The 20,686-nt window shown below is 71.1% G+C and carries 19 protein-coding genes; 6 read left to right on the top strand and 13 right to left on the bottom strand.

Features of this window, described 5'->3' with window-relative positions; translation table 11 throughout:
* Positions 1 to 234: 234 nt before the first annotated feature.
* Entirely contained in the window at positions 235 to 954 is a 720-nt protein-coding gene (locus C2L58_RS22950; RefSeq protein WP_103339674.1) for a DUF3159 domain-containing protein, read from the bottom strand.
* 9 nt (positions 955 to 963) lie between these two features.
* Complete coding sequence (locus tag C2L58_RS22945) at positions 964 to 1,344, bottom strand: OB-fold nucleic acid binding domain-containing protein (RefSeq protein ID WP_003074944.1); 381 nt, start codon at positions 1,342 to 1,344, stop codon at positions 964 to 966.
* 137 nt (positions 1,345 to 1,481) lie between these two features.
* Between C2L58_RS22945 and C2L58_RS22940 the strand changes: the two genes are divergently transcribed.
* The gene (locus tag C2L58_RS22940) at positions 1,482 to 2,165 is read left to right on the top strand and encodes an alpha/beta fold hydrolase (RefSeq protein ID WP_103339673.1); all 684 of its coding nucleotides are present in this window, start codon (positions 1,482 to 1,484) and stop codon (positions 2,163 to 2,165) included.
* A gap of 48 nt (positions 2,166 to 2,213) precedes the next feature.
* On the opposite strand, the gene C2L58_RS22935 is transcribed toward C2L58_RS22940, so the two are convergent.
* Positions 2,214 to 2,882 carry a DUF3710 domain-containing protein gene (locus C2L58_RS22935; RefSeq protein ID WP_103339672.1) on the bottom strand — a complete coding sequence of 223 codons (669 nt, stop codon included), beginning with the start codon at positions 2,880 to 2,882 and terminating at the stop codon, positions 2,214 to 2,216.
* A complete protein-coding gene (gene dut / locus C2L58_RS22930; protein ID WP_103339671.1) occupies positions 2,882 to 3,385 on the bottom strand; it encodes a dUTP diphosphatase in 504 nt (167 codons plus the stop codon). The genes C2L58_RS22935 and dut overlap by 1 nt, the downstream gene beginning before the upstream one ends.
* 24 nt (positions 3,386 to 3,409) lie before the next feature.
* Between dut and C2L58_RS22925 the strand changes: the two genes are divergently transcribed.
* Positions 3,410 to 3,892: a DUF3093 domain-containing protein gene (locus C2L58_RS22925; RefSeq protein WP_013224477.1), complete on the top strand. Its 483-nt coding sequence runs from the start codon at positions 3,410 to 3,412 to the stop codon at positions 3,890 to 3,892.
* Between the two features lie 158 nt (positions 3,893 to 4,050).
* On the opposite strand, the gene C2L58_RS22920 is transcribed toward C2L58_RS22925, so the two are convergent.
* On the bottom strand, positions 4,051 to 4,359 hold the full coding sequence (locus C2L58_RS22920; RefSeq protein ID WP_013224476.1) for a DUF4193 domain-containing protein: 309 nt from the start codon (positions 4,357 to 4,359) through the stop codon (positions 4,051 to 4,053).
* A gap of 513 nt (positions 4,360 to 4,872) precedes the next feature.
* On the opposite strand from C2L58_RS22920, the gene cei reads away from it, so the two are divergent.
* On the top strand, positions 4,873 to 5,556 hold the full coding sequence (gene cei / locus C2L58_RS22915) for an envelope integrity protein Cei (protein WP_103339670.1): 684 nt from the start codon (positions 4,873 to 4,875) through the stop codon (positions 5,554 to 5,556).
* A gap of 164 nt (positions 5,557 to 5,720) precedes the next feature.
* On the opposite strand, the gene C2L58_RS22910 is transcribed toward cei, so the two are convergent.
* Entirely contained in the window at positions 5,721 to 6,539 is an 819-nt protein-coding gene (locus C2L58_RS22910; RefSeq protein WP_103339669.1) for an inositol monophosphatase family protein, read from the bottom strand.
* 64 nt (positions 6,540 to 6,603) lie between these two features.
* Between C2L58_RS22910 and ppgK the strand changes: the two genes are divergently transcribed.
* Complete coding sequence (ppgK, locus tag C2L58_RS22905) at positions 6,604 to 7,371, top strand: polyphosphate--glucose phosphotransferase (protein WP_103339668.1); 768 nt, start codon at positions 6,604 to 6,606, stop codon at positions 7,369 to 7,371.
* A 172-nt stretch (positions 7,372 to 7,543) separates the two neighbouring features.
* A complete protein-coding gene (locus C2L58_RS22900) occupies positions 7,544 to 8,947 on the top strand; it encodes an RNA polymerase sigma factor (protein WP_103339667.1) in 1,404 nt (467 codons plus the stop codon).
* A gap of 57 nt (positions 8,948 to 9,004) precedes the next feature.
* Here the strand turns inward: C2L58_RS22900 and C2L58_RS50550 are convergent, their stop codons facing one another.
* The gene (locus tag C2L58_RS50550) at positions 9,005 to 9,202 is read right to left on the bottom strand and encodes a hypothetical protein (RefSeq protein WP_233225867.1); all 198 of its coding nucleotides are present in this window, start codon (positions 9,200 to 9,202) and stop codon (positions 9,005 to 9,007) included.
* Positions 9,203 to 9,210: 8 nt separating this feature from the next.
* Here C2L58_RS50550 and C2L58_RS50545 point away from each other — a divergent pair, with 8 nt between their 5' ends.
* A complete protein-coding gene (locus C2L58_RS50545; RefSeq protein WP_233225866.1) occupies positions 9,211 to 9,468 on the top strand; it encodes a hypothetical protein in 258 nt (85 codons plus the stop codon).
* A gap of 649 nt (positions 9,469 to 10,117) precedes the next feature.
* Here C2L58_RS50545 and C2L58_RS22890 read toward each other — a convergent pair.
* The 6 genes from C2L58_RS22890 to glgX all read right to left on the bottom strand — a co-directional run bounded on the left by C2L58_RS22890 (position 10,118) and on the right by glgX (position 20,638).
* The gene (locus C2L58_RS22890) at positions 10,118 to 10,510 is read right to left on the bottom strand and encodes a hypothetical protein (RefSeq protein ID WP_103339666.1); all 393 of its coding nucleotides are present in this window, start codon (positions 10,508 to 10,510) and stop codon (positions 10,118 to 10,120) included.
* A 177-nt stretch (positions 10,511 to 10,687) separates the two neighbouring features.
* On the bottom strand, positions 10,688 to 12,895 hold the full coding sequence (gene glgB, locus C2L58_RS22885; protein ID WP_103339665.1) for a 1,4-alpha-glucan branching protein GlgB: 2,208 nt from the start codon (positions 12,893 to 12,895) through the stop codon (positions 10,688 to 10,690).
* The gene (locus C2L58_RS22880) at positions 12,892 to 14,271 is read right to left on the bottom strand and encodes a maltokinase N-terminal cap-like domain-containing protein (protein WP_103339664.1); all 1,380 of its coding nucleotides are present in this window, start codon (positions 14,269 to 14,271) and stop codon (positions 12,892 to 12,894) included. Before C2L58_RS22880 ends, glgB begins: the two co-directional genes overlap by 4 nt.
* A 5-nt stretch (positions 14,272 to 14,276) precedes the next feature.
* Complete coding sequence (gene treS, locus C2L58_RS22875) at positions 14,277 to 16,085, bottom strand: maltose alpha-D-glucosyltransferase (RefSeq protein WP_103339663.1); 1,809 nt, start codon at positions 16,083 to 16,085, stop codon at positions 14,277 to 14,279.
* Positions 16,086 to 16,123: 38 nt separating this feature from the next.
* A complete protein-coding gene (locus C2L58_RS22870; protein WP_103339662.1) occupies positions 16,124 to 18,106 on the bottom strand; it encodes a maltotransferase domain-containing protein in 1,983 nt (660 codons plus the stop codon).
* Positions 18,107 to 18,490: 384 nt separating this feature from the next.
* Positions 18,491 to 20,638, bottom strand: a complete 2,148-nt coding sequence (gene glgX, locus C2L58_RS22865) for a glycogen debranching protein GlgX (RefSeq protein ID WP_103339661.1) — start codon at positions 20,636 to 20,638, stop codon at positions 18,491 to 18,493.
* Positions 20,639 to 20,686 lie beyond the last annotated feature (48 nt).

Genomic DNA, 20,686 nt, shown 5'->3' with positions numbered 1-20,686 from the left:
GTTGCCTCGGCGCGGATCTCGCCCGACCCCACCCGCATCTCGCGTGATCCAGCTCGGATCTCCCGTGACTCGAAGCGAAACTCGCGCAATCGAGCACAAACCGAGAAGGCATCTCACGTGCCCGGACGGGCATCTCGCGTGGTTGGCGGGGCATCACGCGTGACCAGACCGCCGACACGGCGAAACTGTCGGTGCCTGCCGGTAGAGTCGGAAACGGGGGGCGCCCCGGCGGGCTCAGGCCTCCGGAGTCGCGTACTTCTCGCGCAGCCGGGCTTCGACCTGCGCGTCGGTCTCCGGTGCCGGCTCCTCCTCGGCCATCGCCTTCAGGCGCTTGTCCGAGCGGCGGACCGCCCATACGACCACCAGCAGGCCCAGCGCGTACAGCGGGTAGCCCATCGCGATCTTCGCGAAGGCCAGCCAGCCGGTGTAGTCCTCCTGGTAGAGCCACCGCTGCACCACGAACCGGGCCGCGAAGATCGCCGCCATGGCCAGGGTGGCGACGTCGTAGCCGTAGCGGGACGGCTTGTCGCGCCGCCAGGCCTGGCCGGTGCCGTTGAGCAGGTTCCAGACCACGCCCGCGATCGGCCAGCGCACCACCACCGACAGCACGAAGATGCCGCAGTAGATCAAGCTCGCGTAGATCCCGAACAGGAAGAAGCCCTTCGCCGACCCCGTGCGGTAGGCGATGAACGCCGCGATCGCGACGCCGAAGAAGCCCGAGATCGCCGGCTGCAGGGGCTCCTTGCGGACCAGCCGCAGCACCGTGATGGCCACGGCACTGCCGATCGAGGTCCAGATGGCCGCGGTCAGGCCGAAGAACGAGTTCGCCAGCACGAAGACGATCACCGGCACCGACGAGTAGATCAGGCCGGACACGCCGCCCATCTGCTCGAGCAGGGTCGGCTGCGGCTCGTCCTCGTCGGTCTTCTTCTCGCTCGGGGCGGGTTCAGTCACGATGGGTGATCAACTCACTGGGCTCTGGAGCTCGTAATAGGGGTTGTACAGCACCTTCTGGCCGTCACGCTCGGCCATCCGACCACGCACCTTGATCGTCCGGCCAGGCTCGATGCCCGGGATCCGGCGGCGGCCGAGCCAGATTAGCGTCACGCCCTGTGTTCCGTCGAACAGCTCGGCCTCCAGCGTGGCGGCCTCGTTGGTCGGGCAGAGCTCGACGCTGCGGAGCCGGCCCATCACGGTGACCTCTTCGCCGGAGCGGCAGTCACAGGCCCGCTGCGCGCCTTCGGCGCCGGACCTCATCGACATCTCGTCGGCGTCGAGATCCTCGACGTCGCTGGTCAGCTTGCGTACCAACCGGCTGAAGTAGCCGCCGTCTTTGGCGGACATAGGTGCTCCTGTGCTCCGGGGCCTGGCGACAAATTTGCTTGCGGCCCGTGCGATTCCAGCGTACTGCGGTCCCCGCCAGGGAAACGCCTTTGCGCAAAGATCGCAACGTGACGTCCGCAATCAGAGTTCCCGCCGCGGTGCTGCTACCCGGTACCGGCTCGGACGACGTCTTCGTCCGTGCTGTCTTCGAACGGCCCCTGCGCGCCCTCGGTGTCCCGCTCATCGCGCCACCCCCGCCGCCGGGCGCGGCGCTCGCCGAGGGCTACCTGGCCGTCCTGGACGCGCTGGCGGACGAACACGGCGAACTGCTCGTAGGCGGCATTTCGTTCGGCGCGCACCTCGCCGCGGAGTGGGCCGTGGGCAATCCGGGGCGTTGCGGGGGCCTGCTGGCCGCGCTCCCGGCCTGGAACGGCTTCCCGGGCCCGGCACCCGCATCGCTGGCCGCGACGCTGACGGCGGACCTGGTGGCCGGTTCCGGCGTCGGCGCGGCACTGGCGGAGACCGAGGGCAGCCCGGGCTGGCTGCGGGCGGAGCTGGACCGGGCGTGGCGGCGGCACGGCGACGGCCTGGCGGACAGCCTCCGCGTCGCGGCGGGCCGGGCGGCGCCGACCGTGGCCGAACTGGCGGCGCTGCCCGTCCCGGCCGGGATCGGCACGTGCACCGACGACCCGATCCACCCGACGAAAGTCGCGGCGGAGTGGGCGGGCGCGCTCCCCCGCGCGGCCCTCGGGGAGACGACGCTCACGGCCTTGGGCGCGGACCGCGAGTCACTCGGCCGGGCGACCGTCCTCGCCTTCCTCCGGGCGCTGCGAAAGCCGTGAAGGCCACCTTGGGGGACCCAAGGTGGCCTGCACGGACCCGCGGGTGGCTCAGCCCTGCTGCTGCTGGGCCGCGATGTGCTCGGCGACCGCCTCGGGCAGCGTGATGGTCAGCGGGGTGCGGACCGGCATGGGCGCGTCGCCGCGGTCGACGATGGTCCGCCGGACGATCTCGCGCAGCACCTCGACGGCCCCCGCGGCCTCCGACTGCGGCCCGGCGATGACGCCGCGCAGCATCCAGCGGGGCCGGTCGACGCCGACGAAGCGCAGCGCGACGTCGCCGATGATGGCCGAAATCTCCAGGCCCCAGAGGCCGCGGCCGATGGTGACCTTGGCGCCGTCGGCCCGCAGCTGGTCGGCCAGCTCGGAGCTGACCTCCCGCCACAGCCCGCCGGAGCGCGGCGCGGCGTACGCGCTGACCGTGATCTGGCCCTGCTCGGTGACGACGTGCACGGCGCGCACGCCCCCGGCCTCCGGGTCCATCTCGACCTGGACCTGGGAACCGTCGGGCACCGGCACCTTCACCGAGCCGAGGTCGATCCGCGGGATGCCGTCGTCGTCGAAGTCGGCCACGTCGAACGGGCCGTCGGAAACGTCCGACAGCTCCGGCCCGTCCTCGTCGTCGTACGCCTCGTCCTCGAAAGTGTCGTCGGCCTCGGGCGCGGCGTGCCGTCCGGCGGACCCGCCCTCGGTCCGTCGCTTGCGTCCGAAAATCCCCACTACTTCTCCGTTCCTTCCCCCGTGGCGGCGCTCGCGGCGAGCGCCGGTGCTCCCAGTGTGGCGTGTCCACCCGTCGAGCCGTAGCCTCCGTCGCCCCGCTCGGTCGCGTCGAGCCCGTCGACCTCGACGAAGTCGGCGTGCTCGACCCGCTGCACGACCAGCTGGGCGATGCGGTCGCCGCGCGTCAGCTCCAGCGGGTGCACCGGGTCGTGGTTGATCAGGCAGACCTTGATCTCACCGCGGTAACCCGAGTCGATCGTTCCCGGGGTGTTCACGACCGAGAGGCCGGCCCGGGCGGCCAGGCCGGACCGCGGGTGGACGAACCCCGCGTACCCGGGCGGGAGCGCGATCGCGACGCCGGTGCCGACGACACCGCGTTCCCCGGGTCCGAGGACGATATCCGAGGTGGTGACGAGATCGGCGCCCGCGTCGCCCGGTCGGGCGTAGGCGGGCAGCGGGACATCCGGATCGAGCCGGGAGAGGAGTACCTGAACGCTGGACACGGGCGGCGAGATTACTCTCTACCCGTGGGTGAATCAGCGAAGACGGCCGCGAACGCCGCGGTGCGGCACTCGGAACGGCTGTACGTCCCGTGGTGGGGCTGGCCGCTGCCGGTGCTGGGGGCGGTCCTGCTCGCCGCCGAGATCGACTTGGGGTACCCCGGGATCCGGGCGTGGCTGCCGTACGTGATCGCGTTGCCGGTGGTCGTGGCGCTGCTGCTGTCGCTGGGCCGATCGAAGGTCCGGATCACCGGCGGTGACGAACCGGAACTGTGGGTCGGCGACGCCCACCTGCCGCTGCGCTACGCCGGCGAGGTGGAGATCTTCGACAAGGAAGCCAAGCGCAAGGCCCTGGGGCGCGACGGCGACCCGGCGGCCTACGTGCTGCACCGCGGCTGGGTCGGCCCGGTCGTCAAGGTCCGGCTGACCGACGCGAACGACCCGACGCCGTACTGGCTGTTCAGCACCCGGCACCCCGAACGCGTCGCCGAGCTGCTCAAAGGCGCTTGAACCGGCGCCACCCCCGCAGGACATGGGAAGGGGGCCGGCCTTCCGGCCGGCCCCCTTGTCCCCAGCGCGCTTCGAGCCTCTCCCTCGGGGAAGCACTGCCCTCGAGGCTCTCCGTCGCGTCTGTTCGTCCCCTGTGTCCGAGAACCCCTTCGCGCTTGTCAGGCGCAGTCGCGGCAGATCAGGCGTCCGCCGTTGTCCTCGGCCAGCCGGCTGCGGTGGTGCACCAGGAAGCACACGGAGCAGGTGAATTCGTCCGCCTGCTTCGGCACCACCTTCACGGTCATGTCCTCACCGGAAAGCCCGGAGAGGTCGGCACCCGGCAGCTCGAAGTTCTCGGCGGTCGCGTCCTCGTCGACGTCGACGACGCCGGACTGGTTCTCGTTCCGCCGGGCCTTGAGCTCCTCCAACGAGTCTTCGGCCAGCTCGTCGGCTTCGCTGCGGCGCGGAGCGTCGTAGTCGGTAGCCATGTGTCCCTCACCCCTGCGATCAGCTTGTGTAGTCGTTTTCCCGGACCCCCGGATGTGCCCTTGAGTCCGCCGTGCCGCTGGTCAACGTTCCAGGGCCCTCGTTTGTGCCCGACGGCCGAAGTGACCGAGGTCTCTTCTTTTTGCGCCTCTTCCTGCGGCCGGAGCCCGGGAAGGGTAGCTCACCGCTGTGCGGGTTCTGCAACGAGTCAGACATTGCCGGGGAATCGTCACCCGACAGGGGGAACCCGCAGGTAAGACGCGTTGTCGTCCGTTCGGGTTGCGCGGAGGTGGAGAACTTCACGCGCGGCCCGTCTCCGCTTGCCCCGGCCGGTCCCGCCGTGGTGCGATCGCCACACGGGGATCGGTCCGGCTGAGGCCCGGTACCGCAGGCAGAACACGGGAACCCACCGGGTGACCCGGGACCACGTGCGTCGGTCGCAGCGCCTAGGCTGACCGGCCTCGGCGGTGCCCGGTTTCGCACGGCCGTTTCGGTGTTCGGGAAGGGACGGGCAGGTGGCGTCGGGGAACGGCATCGGGGACCGTGGGACGCGGCCGTATCGCAAGCACAAGCCGCTGCCGGCGCTGATCGTCATCGGCGTGCTCGCCGTGGGCGCGATCGTCGTCTGGGTGCACGCCGCCATCGGCAAGGGCGACGTCGACGAGGCCGTCAAGTGCGACCCGCCGGCGAGCCCGCCGCCGGGCGTGACGTTCAGCAGCCTGCCCCACAACGCGCTCGACGACCGCGCGCCCATCCCGCCGGACAAGGTCGCCTACCGGGTCCTCAACGCCTCGGGCAGCCGCGGCCAGGGCGGCATCACCACGACGACGCTGCGCGAGCTCGGCTTCACCAGCGCCGCCGAGCCGGCCAACGACCCGGCGTACGAGAACCGCGAGGCCAAGTGCCGCGGCCAGATCCGCTTCGGCGAGAACGGCGTCACCGCGGCCCGGACGATCAGCCTCGTGGTGCCGTGCGCCGAGCTGGTCCAGGACAACCGCAAGGACGCGAGCGTCGACGTGGTCACCGGCACGCTCTTCGGTGACCTCCGGCCCCGCCCCGAAGCCCGCCAGATCATCACCCAGCTCGCCGACTGGTCGAAGGCCCACCAGGGCGGCGGCGGCAACGAGCAGTCCGCCGGCGCGCCGGCCCCGGTCGTCGACCAGACGCTGCTGGCCTCGGCCCGCGACGTGGCCTGCTGACCCTGCGCCGGCAACCCCCGCCCGCGGGGGCGCCCCCCGTTTTCCACGCTACCGGAGGGCACCGACACTTTCGGTCGCCCGAAGCGGCCCTCGCTGCCCGGAGTCCTGGTCGCCGAGGGTCGCGAATGACTCATTCGCGACCTCCCGGGCCCCCTCGGAAGCCGTCAGACCTCCGCCGCGCCGCAGTCCGCCAGCGCCGTCCGCAGCGGGTCCGCGATCGACGGGGCCGCCGCGTAGGTCGCGTCCGCGCCCAGCTCCGGTGCCGCGCCCGGGAGGGACACCGCCGCGCCCGCCTCGGCCGCGATCAGCGCCCCCGCCGCCCAGTCCCAGCGGTTGAGCCCGTGCTCGACGTACGCGTCCAGCCAGCCCGCCGCCACCGCGCACAGGTCCAGCGACGCGGCACCGTTGCGGCGGATGTCCCGCACCCGCCCCAGCAGCTCCGCCGCGAACCGCGACTGCCGCGTCCGCCGCTCGCGCGCGTAGGCGAAACCGGTCCCGACCAGCGTCACCTCGAGGCTCGGTGGCGCCGAGACCGCCAGCCGCCGTCCGTCCAGGAACGCACCCTGCCCGCGGGCCGCCGACCAGACGCGCCCGCTCGCCGGCTCGACCACCGCTCCGGCCACCGACTCGCCGCCGACCTGCGCGGCCACCGACACCGCGAACCACGGCAGCCCGTAGAGGAAGTTGACCGTCCCGTCGATCGGGTCGACCACCCACGTCACGCCGTCGCCCGCGGCGCCGCCGCCTTCCTCCCCCAGCACCGGCTCCCCCGGCCGCAGCGCGGCCAGCCGCGCGCGCACCAGGCGTTCGGACTCGTGGTCCACCGCGGTCACCACGTCGGTGGCCCCGGACTTGGTGCCCACGGCCACCTCCCGGCCCTCCGCCATGCCCGCCCAGGCCTCGCGGACCAGAGCGGCGGCTTCCGTCGCGACCTGCACCGCGACGCTTTTCAGCAACGACTCGTCAACTCCCACGTCCGACATGTCACCACATCCGGTTAAAGTCTCCGAGGCAGGCTTCTGAATCGTGCGAGAAGGGACCACGTCCGTGGTGGAGGCGACCCGCCGAGGTTTCGGCATCGACATCGGCGGCAGCGGGATCAAGGGCGCCTTGGTCGACCTGGACAAGGGGCAACTCATCGGCGACCGCATCCGGATCGAGACGCCGAAGCCGTCCACGCCGTCGGCGGTGGCGGACGTCGTGCACGACATCGTCACGCAGGCGGGCTGGGACGGCCCGGTCGGCGTGACCCTGCCGGCGGTCGTCAAGAAGGGCGTCGCGCACACCGCGGCCAACATCGACAAGCAGTGGATCGGCACCGACGCCGACGCGCTGTTCGCCAAGCGGCTCGGCCGCAGCGTCGACCAGGTCGCGATGCTGAACGACGCCGACGCGGCGGGCATGGCGGAGATCCGCTTCGGCGACCCGGCCGCGCGCACGGGCGTGACCGCGCTGCTCACCTTCGGCACCGGGATCGGCAGCGCGGTGTTCCAGGACGGCAAGCTCGTCCCGAACACCGAATTCGGCCACCTCGAGATCGACGGCCACGACGCCGAGAAGCGCGCGGCCGCTTCGGTGAAGGACAACGAGGGGCTCTCCTACCCCGAATGGGCCAAGCGGGTGCACCGTTATCTGACCGTGCTGGAGAACCTGATCTGGCCCGACCTGTTCATCGTCGGCGGCGGGGTCAGCAAGAAGGCCGAGAAATGGGTGCCGCTGCTGGACATCCGCACTCCGGTGCTGGTCGCGAGCCTGCAGAACAACGCCGGGATCGTCGGCGCCGCGGCCGCCGCGGCGGAGGGCATCCAGCACTGAATCGGCGCTGAGGGTGATCGCTTCGCACCGCATGCGCGTACCGTCGTTACAATGGAACACGGCCCACGGCTGCGGAGGTCAAAACCGCAGGCCGAGGCGTGATCCCCGAATGTGAGGCAGCAGTGGCCCCAGGCCGTTGCTCGTCGTGATCGACCGCTGCGAAAGGGCGTAAGTGGCAGCCGCAAGAACCGCAACCCGAGGCGGGACGAAGACAGCGACCGCAGCCGGCGAGCCGGCCGAAGAGGCAGCCACCGGGACGGCGAAGCCGGCGGCCCGCAAGACCACCACCACCGCCAAGAAGACTCCGGCCAAGAAGGCCCCGGCGAAGAAGGCCGTGACCAAGGGCGGCAAGACCGAAGACGGCGAGCCGGACGGTCCCGCCGACCTCGAGGACGACGAACTGGGCACGCCCGATCTGTCGGACCTGGAAGAGGTCGAGGTCGACGTCGTCGAAGAGACGGTCGCCGACGAGCCGGAGGCCGACTCGGCCGAAGACGACGATGACGACGACGAGTCGGACGAGGAGACCCCGGCGCAGCGGCGTCGCGGCGCGGCGGCCGACAAGGCCGCGGCCAAGAGCGACAACCCGGACTTCGTCTGGGACGAAGAGGAGTCCGAGGCGCTGCGCCAGGCGCGCAAGGACGCCGAGCTCACCGCCTCCGCCGACTCCGTGCGTGCCTACCTCAAGCAGATCGGCAAGGTCGCGCTGCTGAACGCGGAGGAGGAGGTGGAGCTGGCCAAGCGGATCGAAGCCGGGCTCTACGCCGCCGAGCGCGTGCGCACCGCCGAGGAGGAGGGCGAGAAGCTCGTCACCCAGATGCGCCGCGATCTCAAGTGGATCGTGCGTGACGGCGAGCGCGCCAAGAACCACCTGCTCGAGGCGAACCTCCGGCTCGTGGTCTCGCTGGCCAAGCGCTACACCGGCCGCGGCATGGCGTTCCTGGACCTGATCCAGGAGGGCAACCTCGGCCTGATCCGCGCGGTGGAGAAGTTCGACTACACCAAGGGCTACAAGTTCTCGACGTACGCCACGTGGTGGATCCGCCAGGCGATCACCCGCGCGATGGCCGACCAGGCGCGCACCATCCGCATCCCGGTGCACATGGTCGAGGTCATCAACAAGCTGGGCCGCATCCAGCGTGAACTGCTCCAGGACCTCGGCCGCGAGCCGACCCCGGAAGAGCTCGCGAAGGAAATGGACATCTCCCCGGAGAAGGTCCTGGAGATCCAGCAGTACGCGCGGGAGCCGATCTCGCTCGACCAGACGATCGGCGACGAGGGCGACAGCCAGCTCGGCGACTTCATCGAAGACTCCGAAGCGGTCGTCGCGGTCGACGCGGTGTCGTTCACGCTGCTGCAGGACCAGCTTCAGTCGGTGCTGCAGACGCTGTCCGAGCGCGAGGCGGGCGTGGTCCGGCTGCGCTTCGGCCTCACGGACGGCCAGCCGCGCACGCTCGACGAGATCGGCCAGGTGTACGGGGTGACCCGCGAGCGCATCCGGCAGATCGAGTCGAAGACGATGTCGAAGCTGCGCCACCCGTCGCGGTCCCAGGTCCTGCGGGACTACCTGGACTGAGAGTTCTTTTCGCGTGACCCCGCCACCGAGAATCTTCGGTGGCGGGGTCACGTCTGTTCAGGGCCGTCCGGTCAGCGTCGTCCAGGGGACGTGGCCGACCACGCGCTCGCGCAGCTGTTCGTTGATCAGCCACAGCTCGCCCGTGGCCGGCCAGTACGACAGGTTCTGGCTGTTGACCGGGGCCTGCCCGGCCAGCCTCGACGTCGATGCGCCGCCGGCCCCGCCGTGCAGGCACGACGGGTGGTCGCCCGCCACCCCGGCGTATGCCCCACACCGGTGACGAGAACCCTTCGACGGCGCGCACCAACCCGTCGGCCGCGGTCACCAACCGCCCGGTGGCGCGGTCGAACGGCCAGCGCAGGACCCGGCCGCCCGCCGCGGACGGAACGTGTTCCGCCGTCACGAACGTCGAACCGGTGTGGTCGAACGACAACGTCGACAGGCAGGGGCGCGTACCGGTCGCGGTCGTGCACGCGCCGCCGCCCGGGTACCAGTACGCGCCGACCTGCGGCATCGCGTAGTCGTAGAACGCCGCGTGGTACTTGCCGCCGGACCCCAGGCCGACCGTCCCGGCGCCGTCGTCCACCTTCCAGAAGTGCGTCGTGTCGAAGACGCGGATCAGGCCGCCGGTGGTCGCCACGAACAGCAGGTTGCCGGCCCAGGTCATGCCGTGCCCGTGCCCGGTGACGACGGAGAAGTCGCTGCCGGAGGTCGGTTCCACGAGCAGGACGTGGCGGTAGCCGAGGCCGTTGGCGTCCACAAAGGACAGGCGGACCATCGTGTCGCCCGGGGTGTGCCACGACGCCGCGACGACGCGCTTGCCGCCGGCGGTGCCGGTCGCCGGGTCCGCGTCGCCCGAGCCGGTGAGGCCCTGGGGAATCCAGTCGTTGGTCTTGTCGTCTCCTCCGTCTTCCCAGCAGAAGCCCGCGGGCGCCGCGGCCAGATACGTGCCGTGGCAGAGCGGGCGGGCCTTCCGGTTGGTGTCGGCGAGCAGCGAACCGAGCCCGCGCGGCGGGAGTTTCGCGTCCAGCGCGGCGATCCGTGAGCCGTGGGTGGCGAAGGTGTCCCCGGCGGTGAGCCGGGGTGAGGCCGAGCAGGAGCAGCACGACGAAGCCGATCAGAAGTCGCATGCCGGCAGCGTGCCCGCAGCGCGTACACGACGTGGACAAGTCAGGGCACGGCCAGCCCGCGCTCCCGCAGCGACTGCTCGACGCGCAGGCGTTCGATCTCGCGGTCCATCCCCTCGGGCAGCTCCCCGAGCCGGTGCGGGACGCCGACCTGGCGGCAGGCCACGGTCAGGAGTTCGTCGTACGCCTGCCGGGTGCCGAGCCGGCGCGCCGCCGGTGTCCCGGACGGGTAGCCGGCGAGCAGCCGGTGCACCCGCCGCAGGTCCGCGGCGACGCGTTCGATCGGCGGACCGTCCGCCTGCGGCTGCGCCCGCTTCTCCCGGACCCAGCCGACCACCTTGGGGACGCGCAGCGCGCACCAGAACAGCACCGTGGGGGCGAGGCAGACCACGGCGAAGAGGATCAGGTTCGCAAGGACGTCACCGGTGCCGCCCATCCCCCGATGGTAAGCCCGCCACACCCACCCCGCGGAAGGCTTTTCGCGTGATCGAGAGGTCGACACCCGTGATGGGGAAGTCGACTCGCGTGATTGAAGGGTCGACACGATGCCGGTGCCGTGTCGTCCCCTCAATCACGCGTGTCGACCTTCGGATCACGCGTGTCGACCCTCGGGTCACGCCAAGTCGGGGTCCGGTGGGGTCTCTTCGACCAGCCAGAGGACTCCGGCCGGGGGGAGCTGGAGGACCGCGGAGGCCGGTTGGCCGTGCCACGGGTCCTCCGTGGCCTCCACCGCGCCCAGGTTCCCGACCCCGGAGCCGCCGTACGCCTCGGCGTCGGTGTTGACGACCTCCCGCCAGCGGCCCGCCGCGGGCAGGCCCACCCGGTAGTCGTGGTGCGGGACGCCGGCGAAGTTGGCCACGCAGGCCAGGCGTGAGCCGTCGGTGCCGATGCGGAAGAAGCTCAGCACGTTGCCGCTCGAGTCGTTCGCGTCGATCCAGCGGAAGCCGTCCGGCGAGGTGTCCTGGCTGTACAACGCCGGCGACGACCGGTACACCGTGTTCAGCGACCGCAGCAGCTCCCAGACGCCGAGGTGCAGCGGCTCGTCCATCAGGTGCCAGTCGAGCGACTTCGACTCCGACCACTCCCCCGGCTGGCCGAACTCGCCGCCCATGAACAGCAGCTGCTTGCCCGGGTGCGCCCACATGAACGCCAGCAGCGAGCGCAGCCCGGCCGCCTTGTTCCAGGCGTCCCCCGGCATCCGGCCCCACAGGGATCCCTTGCCGTGCACCACTTCGTCGTGCGACAGCGGCAGCACGAAGTTCTCGCTCCACGCGTACACGAGCGAAAACGTCATCTCGTTGTGGTGGTACGCGCGGTGGATCGGCTCGTGGGAGAGGTACCGGAGCGTGTCGTGCATCCAGCCCATGTTCCACTTGAAGCCGAACCCGAGGCCGCCGAGGTGCGTCGGGCGCGTGACACCCGGCCAGGCCGTCGACTCCTCGGCCACCATCACGATGCCCGGGTGTCGCTTGTAGACGGTTGCGTTCAGCTCCTGCAGGAACCGCACGGCGTCGAGGTTCTCCCGCCCGCCGTACTGGTTCGGCAGCCACTCCCCTTCGTTGCGGGAGTAGTCGAGGTACAGCATCGACGCCACCGCGTCGACCCGCAGGCCGTCGAGGTGGAACTCCTCGATCCAGTACAGCGCGTTGGCGACCAGGAAGTTGCGGACCTCGTTGCGGCCGAAGTCGAACACGAGCGTGCCCCAGTCGGGCTGCTCGCCGCGGCGGGGGTCCGCGTGCTCGTACAGCGCGGTGCCGTCGAACTTCGCCAGCGCCCAGCTGTCCTTCGGGAAGTGCGCGGGCACCCAGTCCACGAGCACGCCGATCCCCCGCTGGTGCAGGTGGTCGACGAAGTAGCGGAAGTCGTCCGGCGAGCCGAAGCGGGACGTCGGCGCGTAGTACGACGTCACCTGGTAGCCCCACGAGCCGCCGAACGGGTGCTCCGACACCGGCAGCAGCTCCACGTGCGTGAAACCGGTTTCGACGAGGTAGTCGCCCAGCTGGTCGGCCAGCTCCCGGTAGTCCAGGCCGGGCCGCCACGAACCGAGGTGCACCTCGTAGATGCTCATCGGCGCCGCGGCCCATTGCGTGGCTTCGCGCTGAGCGACCCACTCGTCGTCTTCCCACAGGTGCGCCGAGCTGGTGACGACCGAGGCCGTCGCCGGCGGCTGCTCCGTGCCGAACGCCATCGGGTCGGCCTTCTCGTGCCAGTTGCCGTCGGCACCCAGGATCCGGAACTTGTAGCGGGTGCCCACGCCGACGCCGGGCACGAACAGCTCCCAGACCCCGGACGAACCGAGCGAGCGCATCGGGTGCCCGCGCCCGTCCCAGCCGTTGAAGTCGCCGATCACGCGGATGCCGCGCGCGTTCGGCGCCCAGACCGCGAACGACGTCCCCTCGACGACGCCGTTCGGCGTCTCGTACGACCGGACGTGCGCGCCCAGCACCTCCCAGAGCCGCTCGTGCCGGCCCTCGCCGATCAGGTGCAGGTCCAGCTCGCCCACCGTGGGCAGCCAGCGGTACGGGTCGTCGGAGGTGGCGGTGTGCCCGTCGTACTCGACTTCCAGCCGGTAGTCGCCGGGGTTTTCGGGCACGGCGACGGCGAACAGCGCGTCGATCACCGGTTCCATCGGGTACTTGTGCCCACCCGCGCACAGCGTGACGGCTTTCGCGCCGGGCAGCAGCGCCCGGGCCGCGAAGCCCTTGCCCGCCGCGTGCACGCCCAGCACCGAGTGCGGGTCGTGGTGGGACCCGGCGAGCAGCCGGTCGATGTCCGCGGCCGGCGGGGCCGCGGCCGGGAAGCCTTCGGGAGCCGCGTTCACGGTTTCGTCCCTCCGCTAGTGATCCGGGCGATCGAGGCGAGCGGCACGCCCAGCCAGTCCGGCCGGTTCGCGTGCTCGTAACCCACTTCGTAGACCGCCTTGTCCAGTTCGAAAGCGCGCAGCAGCTCGCCCTGCTCCCGCGGGTCGGCCGCGATCGCGGCGTAGCCCTCGCAGAACGCCGCCCGGTTGCGCGCCGACCACTCGTGGGCGCGCTCGGCCAGCGCCGGTTCGTCCGGCTGGCCGACCAGCATCTGCTGGGCCGCGTAGTCGAACGACCTCAGCATGCCCGCCACGTCGCGCAACGGCGACCGCAGCGCGTGGCGTTCCTCGACCGGGGCCGCGGGCTCGCCCTCGAAGTCGATCAGCAGCCAGCCGCCGACGGTCCGCAGCACCTGACCGAGGTGCAGGTCGCCGTGGATGTACTGCATGGTCACCGAGCCCGCGGGCAGCGTGCGCAACCCCTCGAACGCCGCCCGCAGCTTGGGGGCGTGCTCGGCCAGCTCGGGTACCCGGCCGGCGAGCGTGTCGAGCCGGTCGAGCATCGCCTTGGTCGAGCGCTCGAGCTCGTCGGCGTCGGCGGGCTCGGTGCCGAGCGCCTCGGCGAGGTCCGCGTGCACCTCGGCGACGGCGCGCCCGAGCCGCTCGGCCTCGCCGGCGAAGTCGCCGCCGACCTCTTCCGGGTGCAGTTCGGGTGCGGCCATCAGGTCGCGGACGCTGGTGGTGGCCATCGCCCAGCCGTCGACCGCGTCCGACACGAACTGCTGGAGCATGCCGACGGTGGTCGGCTCGCCGTTCAGTTCGCCGGTGACCGACCCGAGCACCGGGGCGATGTGCTTGCTGCCGACGCCCTGCAGCGCGCGGTGCAGCAGCAGGTCCTTGTTCTTGCCCGGCGACAGCTTCCGGAACAGCTTGAGGATGTACTGCCCGCCGTAGACCAGGGACGTGTTGCTCTGCTCCGACGTGATCGGCCGGGCGCGCAGGCCGGTCTCCAGCTCCACGCCGGGCTCGTGCTCGAAGACCAGCACCCCGACCCGCTCCTGGCGGGCCATCAGGTCCAGCAGCACGCCGGTGACGTCCAGGTCACCGGACGCCTCGTAGGCGTTGAGATCGCCGACGGCGCCGATCCAGCTGGTCGAGGCGATCTCCGGCGGGTGCGTCCGCCGGCCCACCAGCAGCTGGTAGGGCTCACGCCGGTCGTCCTGCACGACCTCGATGACGACGTGCAGCAACTGCGGATCACCGGACATCAGCTCGGTCACGCCGAGCGGCCGGACTTCGGTCACCGGCCGGTCTTTGCCGGCGAACCACCGCTGTTCCGGCAGCCAGCGCTTCAGGTCGCCGGTCAGGTCGTCGACCAGCTCGCGCGGGTCGGACAAGGGACTCACCTCGCTTCGCCTTCGTCTCCCGGGCTCGTCAGCTGGAACCAGTAGAAGCCGTGCCCGGGCAGCGTCAGCAGGTACGACAGGTCCCCGATGCTGGGGAACCGCACGCCGCCGGTGAGCTCCACCGGCGTGCACCCGCGGTGCGCGGACAGGTCCAGCTCCACCGGCTGCGGGAACCGGGAGAGGTTGTTCACGCAGAGCACGACGTCTTCGCCGCCGTCCGGGCGCCGCCACTGGCGCTTGTAGGCCAGCACGCTCGGGTTCGACCCGCCGAGGTCGATGAACTCGCCCTCGGCGAACGCGTGGTGCTGCTTGCGCACCTCGATCATCCGGCGGGTCCAGTTGAGCAGCGAAGACGCGTTGTTCGACTGCGCCTCGACGTTCAGGCCCTGGTAGCCGTACACCGGGTCCATGATCACCGGCAGGTAGATGCGGCCCGGGTCGCAGGAGGAGAACCCGGCGTTGCGATCCGGGGTCCACTGCATGGGGGTGCGCACCGCGTCGCGGTCTCCGAGCCAGATGTTGTCTCCCATGCCGATCTCGTCACCGTAGTACAGAACGGGCGAACCGGGGAGCGACAGCAGCATCGCGGTGAACAGCTCCTGCTGGTTGCGGTCGTTGTCCAGCAGCGGGGCCAGCCGGCGGCGGATGCCGATGTTGGCCTTCATGCGCGGGTCCTTGGCGTACTCCGCGTACATGTAGTCGCGCTCTTCGTCGGTGACCATCTCGAGGGTCAGCTCGTCGTGGTTGCGCAGGAAGATGCCCCACTGGGCCCCGCTGGGGATGGTCGGGGTCTGGGTGAGGATCTCCGAGATCGGGAACCGGGACTCGCGCCGCACCGCCATGAAGATCCGCGGCATCAGCGGGAAGTGGAACGCCATGTGGCACTCGTCGCCGCCGACCGCCGGGTCGCCGAAGTACTCGACGACGTCCGAGGGCCACTGGTTCGCCTCGGCCAGCAGGATCCGGCCGGGGTACTCGTCGTCCACGACCTTGCGGCAGCGCTTGAGGAACTCGTGCGTGCGCGGCAGGTTCTCGCAGTTGGTGCCCTCCTGCTCGAACAGGTACGGCACGGCGTCCAGGCGGAACCCGTCGATGCCCAGGTCCAGCCAGAACCGCAGGGTGTCGATCATGGCGTTCTGGACGTCGACGTTCTCGAAGTTCAGGTCGGGCTGGTGGGAGAAGAACCGGTGCCAGTAGAACTGGCCGCGCACCGGGTCGTAGGTCCAGTTCGACGTCTCGGTGTCGACGAAGATGATCCGGGCGTCGGCGTAGCGCGAGTCGTCGTCGCTCCACACGTAGTAGTCGCCGTACGGGCCGTCGGGGTCGCTGCGGGACTGCTGGAACCACGGGTGCGCGTCCGAGGTGTGGTTGAGCACCAGGTCGGTGATCACCCGGATGCCGCGCCGGTGGGCCTCGTTGAGCAGGAAGACGAAGTCTTCGACGCTGCCGAACTCCGGCAGCACCGCGCGGAAGTCGCTGATGTCGTACCCGCCGTCGCGCAGGGGCGAGGCGTAGAACGGCGGCAGCCACAGGCAGTCGATGCCCAGCCAGGCCAGGTAGTCGAGTCTCCCGGCCAGGCCGCGCAGGTCGCCGGTGCCGTCGCCGTTGGAGTCGGCGAACGCGCGCACCAGCACCTCGTAGAACACCGCGCCCTTGAACCACTCCGGGTTGCTCGGCGCCTGCTGCGCCGACCGGAAGTCCCCGGCCTGCGGTTCGACCAGCATGCCGTCGGCGGTCATCGCCTCACCGGTGTGCGGGACACCGTCCAGCCCCAACGCCGCGTCGGGCCGGGCTTCTTCCGCCATGTGTTCCACCTCGTCCCTCGAGTGCCTGTCCTTCCACCTCAGCCGGCCAGCCGGCGTCTCACCGACACCACGTGCGCCACCGCCCGCCAGGGTTCGAGCCGGACGTAGTTCGCCGGCCCCCAGTCCCAGGTGTCGCCGGTGACCGCGTCGTGGGCGATCAGCCGCTCGTGCGCTTCGAAGCCGAGCGCCGCGGTGTCGAGCCACAACGTGCCCTCCTGCGGCCCGTACGGGTCGAGGGTGACGACCGTGACCACGGTGTCGCCGGTGGCCGGGTCCTGTTTGGAGTAGGCCAGCAGCGCGTCGTTGTCGATGTGGTGGAAGTGCAGGGTGCGCATCTGCTGCAGCGCCGGGTGGGCGCGGCGGACGGCGTTCAGCTTCGCCAGCCACGGCTCCAGCGAGCGGCCTTCGTCGAGCGCGCGCTCGAAGTCGCGCGGGCGCAGCTGGTACTTCTCGGAGTCGAGGTACTCCTCGCTGCCTTCGCGGACCGGGACGTGCTCGAACAGCTCGTAGCCGGAGTAGACGCCCCACGTCGGCGAGATCGTCGCCGCCAGCGCCGCCCGCAGCGCGAACATGCCGGGGCCGCCGCGCTGCAGCGACTCGTGGAGGATGTCCGGGGTGTTGACGAACAGGTTCGGGCGGCCCTCGTGCCAGTGTTCGCGCAGGTCGATGGCGAAGTCGATCAGTTCCTGCTTGCCGGTGCGCCAGGTGAAGTAGGTGTAGCTCTGGGTGAAGCCGAGCCGGGCCAGGCCCCACAGGCGCGCGGGGCGGGTGAACGCCTCGGCCAGGAACAGCACGTCCGGGTGGGCGTCCTTGACCGACTGGATCAGCCAGGCCCAGAAGTCCGGCGGCTTGGTGTGCGGGTTGTCGACCCGGAAGATCTTCACCCCGTGGTCGATCCAGACGGTGATGACCCGCAGCATCTCTTCGTAGACGGCCTTGGGGTCGTTGTCGAAGTTGATCGGGTAGATGTCCTGGTACTTCTTCGGCGGGTTCTCCGCGTACGCGATCGAGCCGTCCGGGCGGGTCGTGAAGAACTCGGGGTGCTTGAGCACCCACGGGTGGTCGGGCGCGGCCTGCAGCGCGAAGTCGAGCGCCACCTCCATGCCGAGCTCGGCGGCCCGCGCGACGAAGGCGTCGAAGTCCTCGAAGGTGCCGAGGTCGGGGTGGATGGCGTCGTGGCCGCCTTCGTCGGCGCCGATCGCCCACGGCGAACCGACGTCTTCCGGCTTGGCGTCCAAGGTGTTGTTGGGCCCCTTGCGGTTGACTCGCCCGATCGGGTGAATCGGCGGGAGGTAGACGACGTCGAAGCCCATTTTCGCGACGCGGTCGAGCGCGGTCGCGGCGGTGGCGAAGGTGCCGTGCACCGCCTTGCCCTCGGCGTCGAGCCCGCCGGTGGAGCGGGGGAACAGCTCGTACCAGGAGCCGTACGCGGCGCGGCGGCGGTCCACCCACACCTTGTGCGGCTTGCCCTTGGTGATCAGCTCCCGCACCGGGAACTCGTGCATGATCTGGCGGACCTCGGGCGAGAGCGCGGGGCCGACGCGTTCGGCGAGGCTGAGCTCTTCGTCGCGCAGGGCCTTCACCGCGCCGACCAGCAGCGCCTTCTCGCCCCGGCGGTCCGGGCGGCGGGAGACGCGCTCGATCAGCCGGGCGCCGTTCTCGATGTCGTTGGCGAGGTCCTCGGGCCCCTGCCCGGCGGCGACCTTCACCTCGACGGCGTGCTCCCACGTCGCCCAGGGATCGCCCCACGCGTCGATCCGGAACGTCCACAGGCCGGTGGTGTCCGGGGCGATCACCGCGGCGAACTCGTCCGGGTGGTCGGGGCCGCGCGGCACCATCCGCGTCTGGCGGGTGAGCCGGTCTTCCGGCCCGCGCCACGCGACGGTGGCCGCGACCGCGTCGTGGCCCTCGCGCCAGACGGTCGCGAAGACCGGGATGTGTTCCCCCACAACGGCTTTGGCCGGATACCGGCCGCAGCTCACGCTGGGGGAGACGTCGTCGATGCCGAGCCGGCCGGTCATGGGCAACGCCCTTCGATATGTCGGTTGGACGCAGACGGCGTCAGTCTGCCTGACTCGATCAAGCGTCCACACGGCAGGGTTCTCTACCCGGGTACCCAAACCGGATCGGGTGAAACGCTTTCCGCGCAAGGAGTTCCACCCAGGTGTCCGGCAGGTTACGGCCGGCCGCCGCCCCACCCCGGCTCCCGCCCGCCTGACACGCGAACCCGAACGGCCGAAACCCGTACCCCAACGGACGACTCGGCCGTGTCCCCAGGGTCGACACGCGTGATTGGGGAGTCAACTCGCGTGATTGGCGGGTCGACACGAGCACGGCCGCCGTGTCGACCCTTCAATCACGCGTGTCGACCTTCGGATCACGCGTGTCGACCCTTCAGGTACGGGTCAGTAGGGCTCGGGGTGGGGTTCGGCGGCCAGGCGGGGGGCGCGGAGCAGGAGCAGGGAGCGGGACTGGAGCGTCAGCCGGCTCTTGGCTTCGAGGGGGCCCGGGTTGGCCGGGCTGCCGTCCGCGGTGCTCGTGTCGAGGGTCGGCTTGAATGTCTCGCCGTACTCGCGCCCGGGCAGGACGACGTCGCCCGGCGCGTCGCCCGCGTGCAGCCACAGCAGCCACGAGTGGTCGGGCACCAGCGCGCCCTCGCGGTTGCGGGCCTGGCTGTTCGAGCCGTCGATCCACATGCCGAGCGTGTGCCGGTCCTCGAACCAGTCGCTTTCGCCGAACTCCTCGCCGTCCGGGCGGAACCAGACCAGGTCCGGCTTGCCGGTCGGCGTGGTCCGGCCTTCGAAGAACTCCGGCTGCCGCAGCGCCGGGCTGTTCGCGCGCAGCCGCACGACCCGGCGGGCGAACGCGAGCATGGCCTCGGCCTCCGGGTCGTCCGGCGTCCAGTCGAACCACGACGTCTCGTCGTCGAGGCAGTACGCGTTGTTGTTGCCGCCCTGGGTCCGCCAGAACTCGTCACCCGCGGTGAGCATCGGGGTGCCGGTGGACAGCAGCAGCGTGGCGAACATGTTGCGCGCCTGCCGGGCCCGCAGGTCGCGGATGCCGGCGTCCGCCGTGTCACCCTCGGCGCCGTGGTTCCACGAGCGGTTGTCGTTGGTGCCGTCGCGGTTGTCCTCGCCGTTGCCTTCGTTGTGCTTTTCGTTGTAGGACACCAGGTCCCGCAGCGTGAAGCCGTCGTGGGCGGTGACGAAGTTGATCGACTGCCACGGCCGCCGCAGGTTGTGGTCGTACAGGTCCGACGACCCGGACAGCCGGTAGGCGAGGTCGCGGACGCCGGTCGCGCCGCGCCAGAAGTCACGCACGGTGTCGCGGTAGCGGCCGTTCCACTCCGCCCACTGGGCGCCGAAGCCGCCGACGCGGTAGCCCTCGCCGGTCGCGTCCCACGGCTCGGCGATCAGCTTGCAGTGCGAGAGCACCGGGTCGGTGGTGATCGCGGTGAGCAGCGTCGACGCCGGGTCGAACGCGCCGCCGCGCGGCCGCCCGAGCGTGCTGGCGAGGTCGAAGCGGAAGCCGTCGACGCCCATCTCCTGCGTCCAGTACCGCAGCGAGTCGGTCACCAGCCGGACCACGGTCGGCGAGCCCGCCTCGAGGGTGTTGCCGCAGCCGGTGATGTCGGCCATGTGCCCGCGCTCGGTGTGCAGGTAGTACACCGGCGCGTTCAGCCCGCGGAAGCTCAGCGTCGGCCCGTCCGGGCCGCCCTCGCAGGTGTGGTTGAACACGACGTCGAGGATCACTTCGATGCCGGCCGCGTGCAGGGCGGCGACCATCAGCCGGAACTCCTCGACCTCGTGGCCCGGTTCGCTGGCGTAGGCGGCGTGCGGGGCGAAGAAGCCGAGCGGCGAGTAGCCCCAGTAGTTGTGCCGCCCGGCGCGGACCAGCGACGGCTCGTCGAGGAACGAGTGCACCGGCAGCAGCTCCACCGACGTCACGCCGAGCCGGGTCAGGTACTCGATCGCGACCGGGTGGGCCAGGCCGAGGTAGGTGCCGCGCAGCGCCTCCGGGATGAACGGGTGCTGCTGGGTGAACCCCTTGACGTGCAGCTCGTAGACCACCGCCTCCTCGAACGGGACCTCCGGCTTCGTCCCGGTGTCCGGGCCGCCCGGCGAGGACACCACCGACAGCGGCACGCTGCCCCGGGAATCCACAGTGGACATCGGCCCGCGCTCCGGGTCGCCGGTGAAGCCCTGCGCCGCGGTCAGGTCGGTGAGGCCGCCGGTGATCTGCCGGGCGTACGGGTCGACCAGCAGCTTGTGCGGGTTGCACCGCAGGCCGCGGGCGGGGTCGTACGGGCCGTGGATCCGGTAGCCGTACCGCTGCCCCGGCGTCACCCCGGGCACCAGGCCATGCCAGACGCCGAAGGTGCGCTCGGTCAGCGCGATCCGGCGTTCCGACCCGTCGGCGTCGATCAGGCACAGCTCGACGGCGTCCGCGACGGCGGACGTGATCGCGAACCGCACCCCGCCGGCCTCGGGGTGGGCTCCGAGGGGGAAGGGGCGGCCGGCGAGGACGTGGTCGGCGGAGGGTCGTGTGGCCATTCCTGAATCGTCCCAGATCGGCGGTGGTCCGTGCGCGCCATGACCGGA

The sequence above is a fragment of the Amycolatopsis sp. CA-126428 genome (assembly GCF_002904335.1).
GTDB lineage: Bacteria > Actinomycetota > Actinomycetes > Mycobacteriales > Pseudonocardiaceae > Amycolatopsis.
This window is presented reverse-complemented; position numbering and strand designations above follow the sequence as displayed.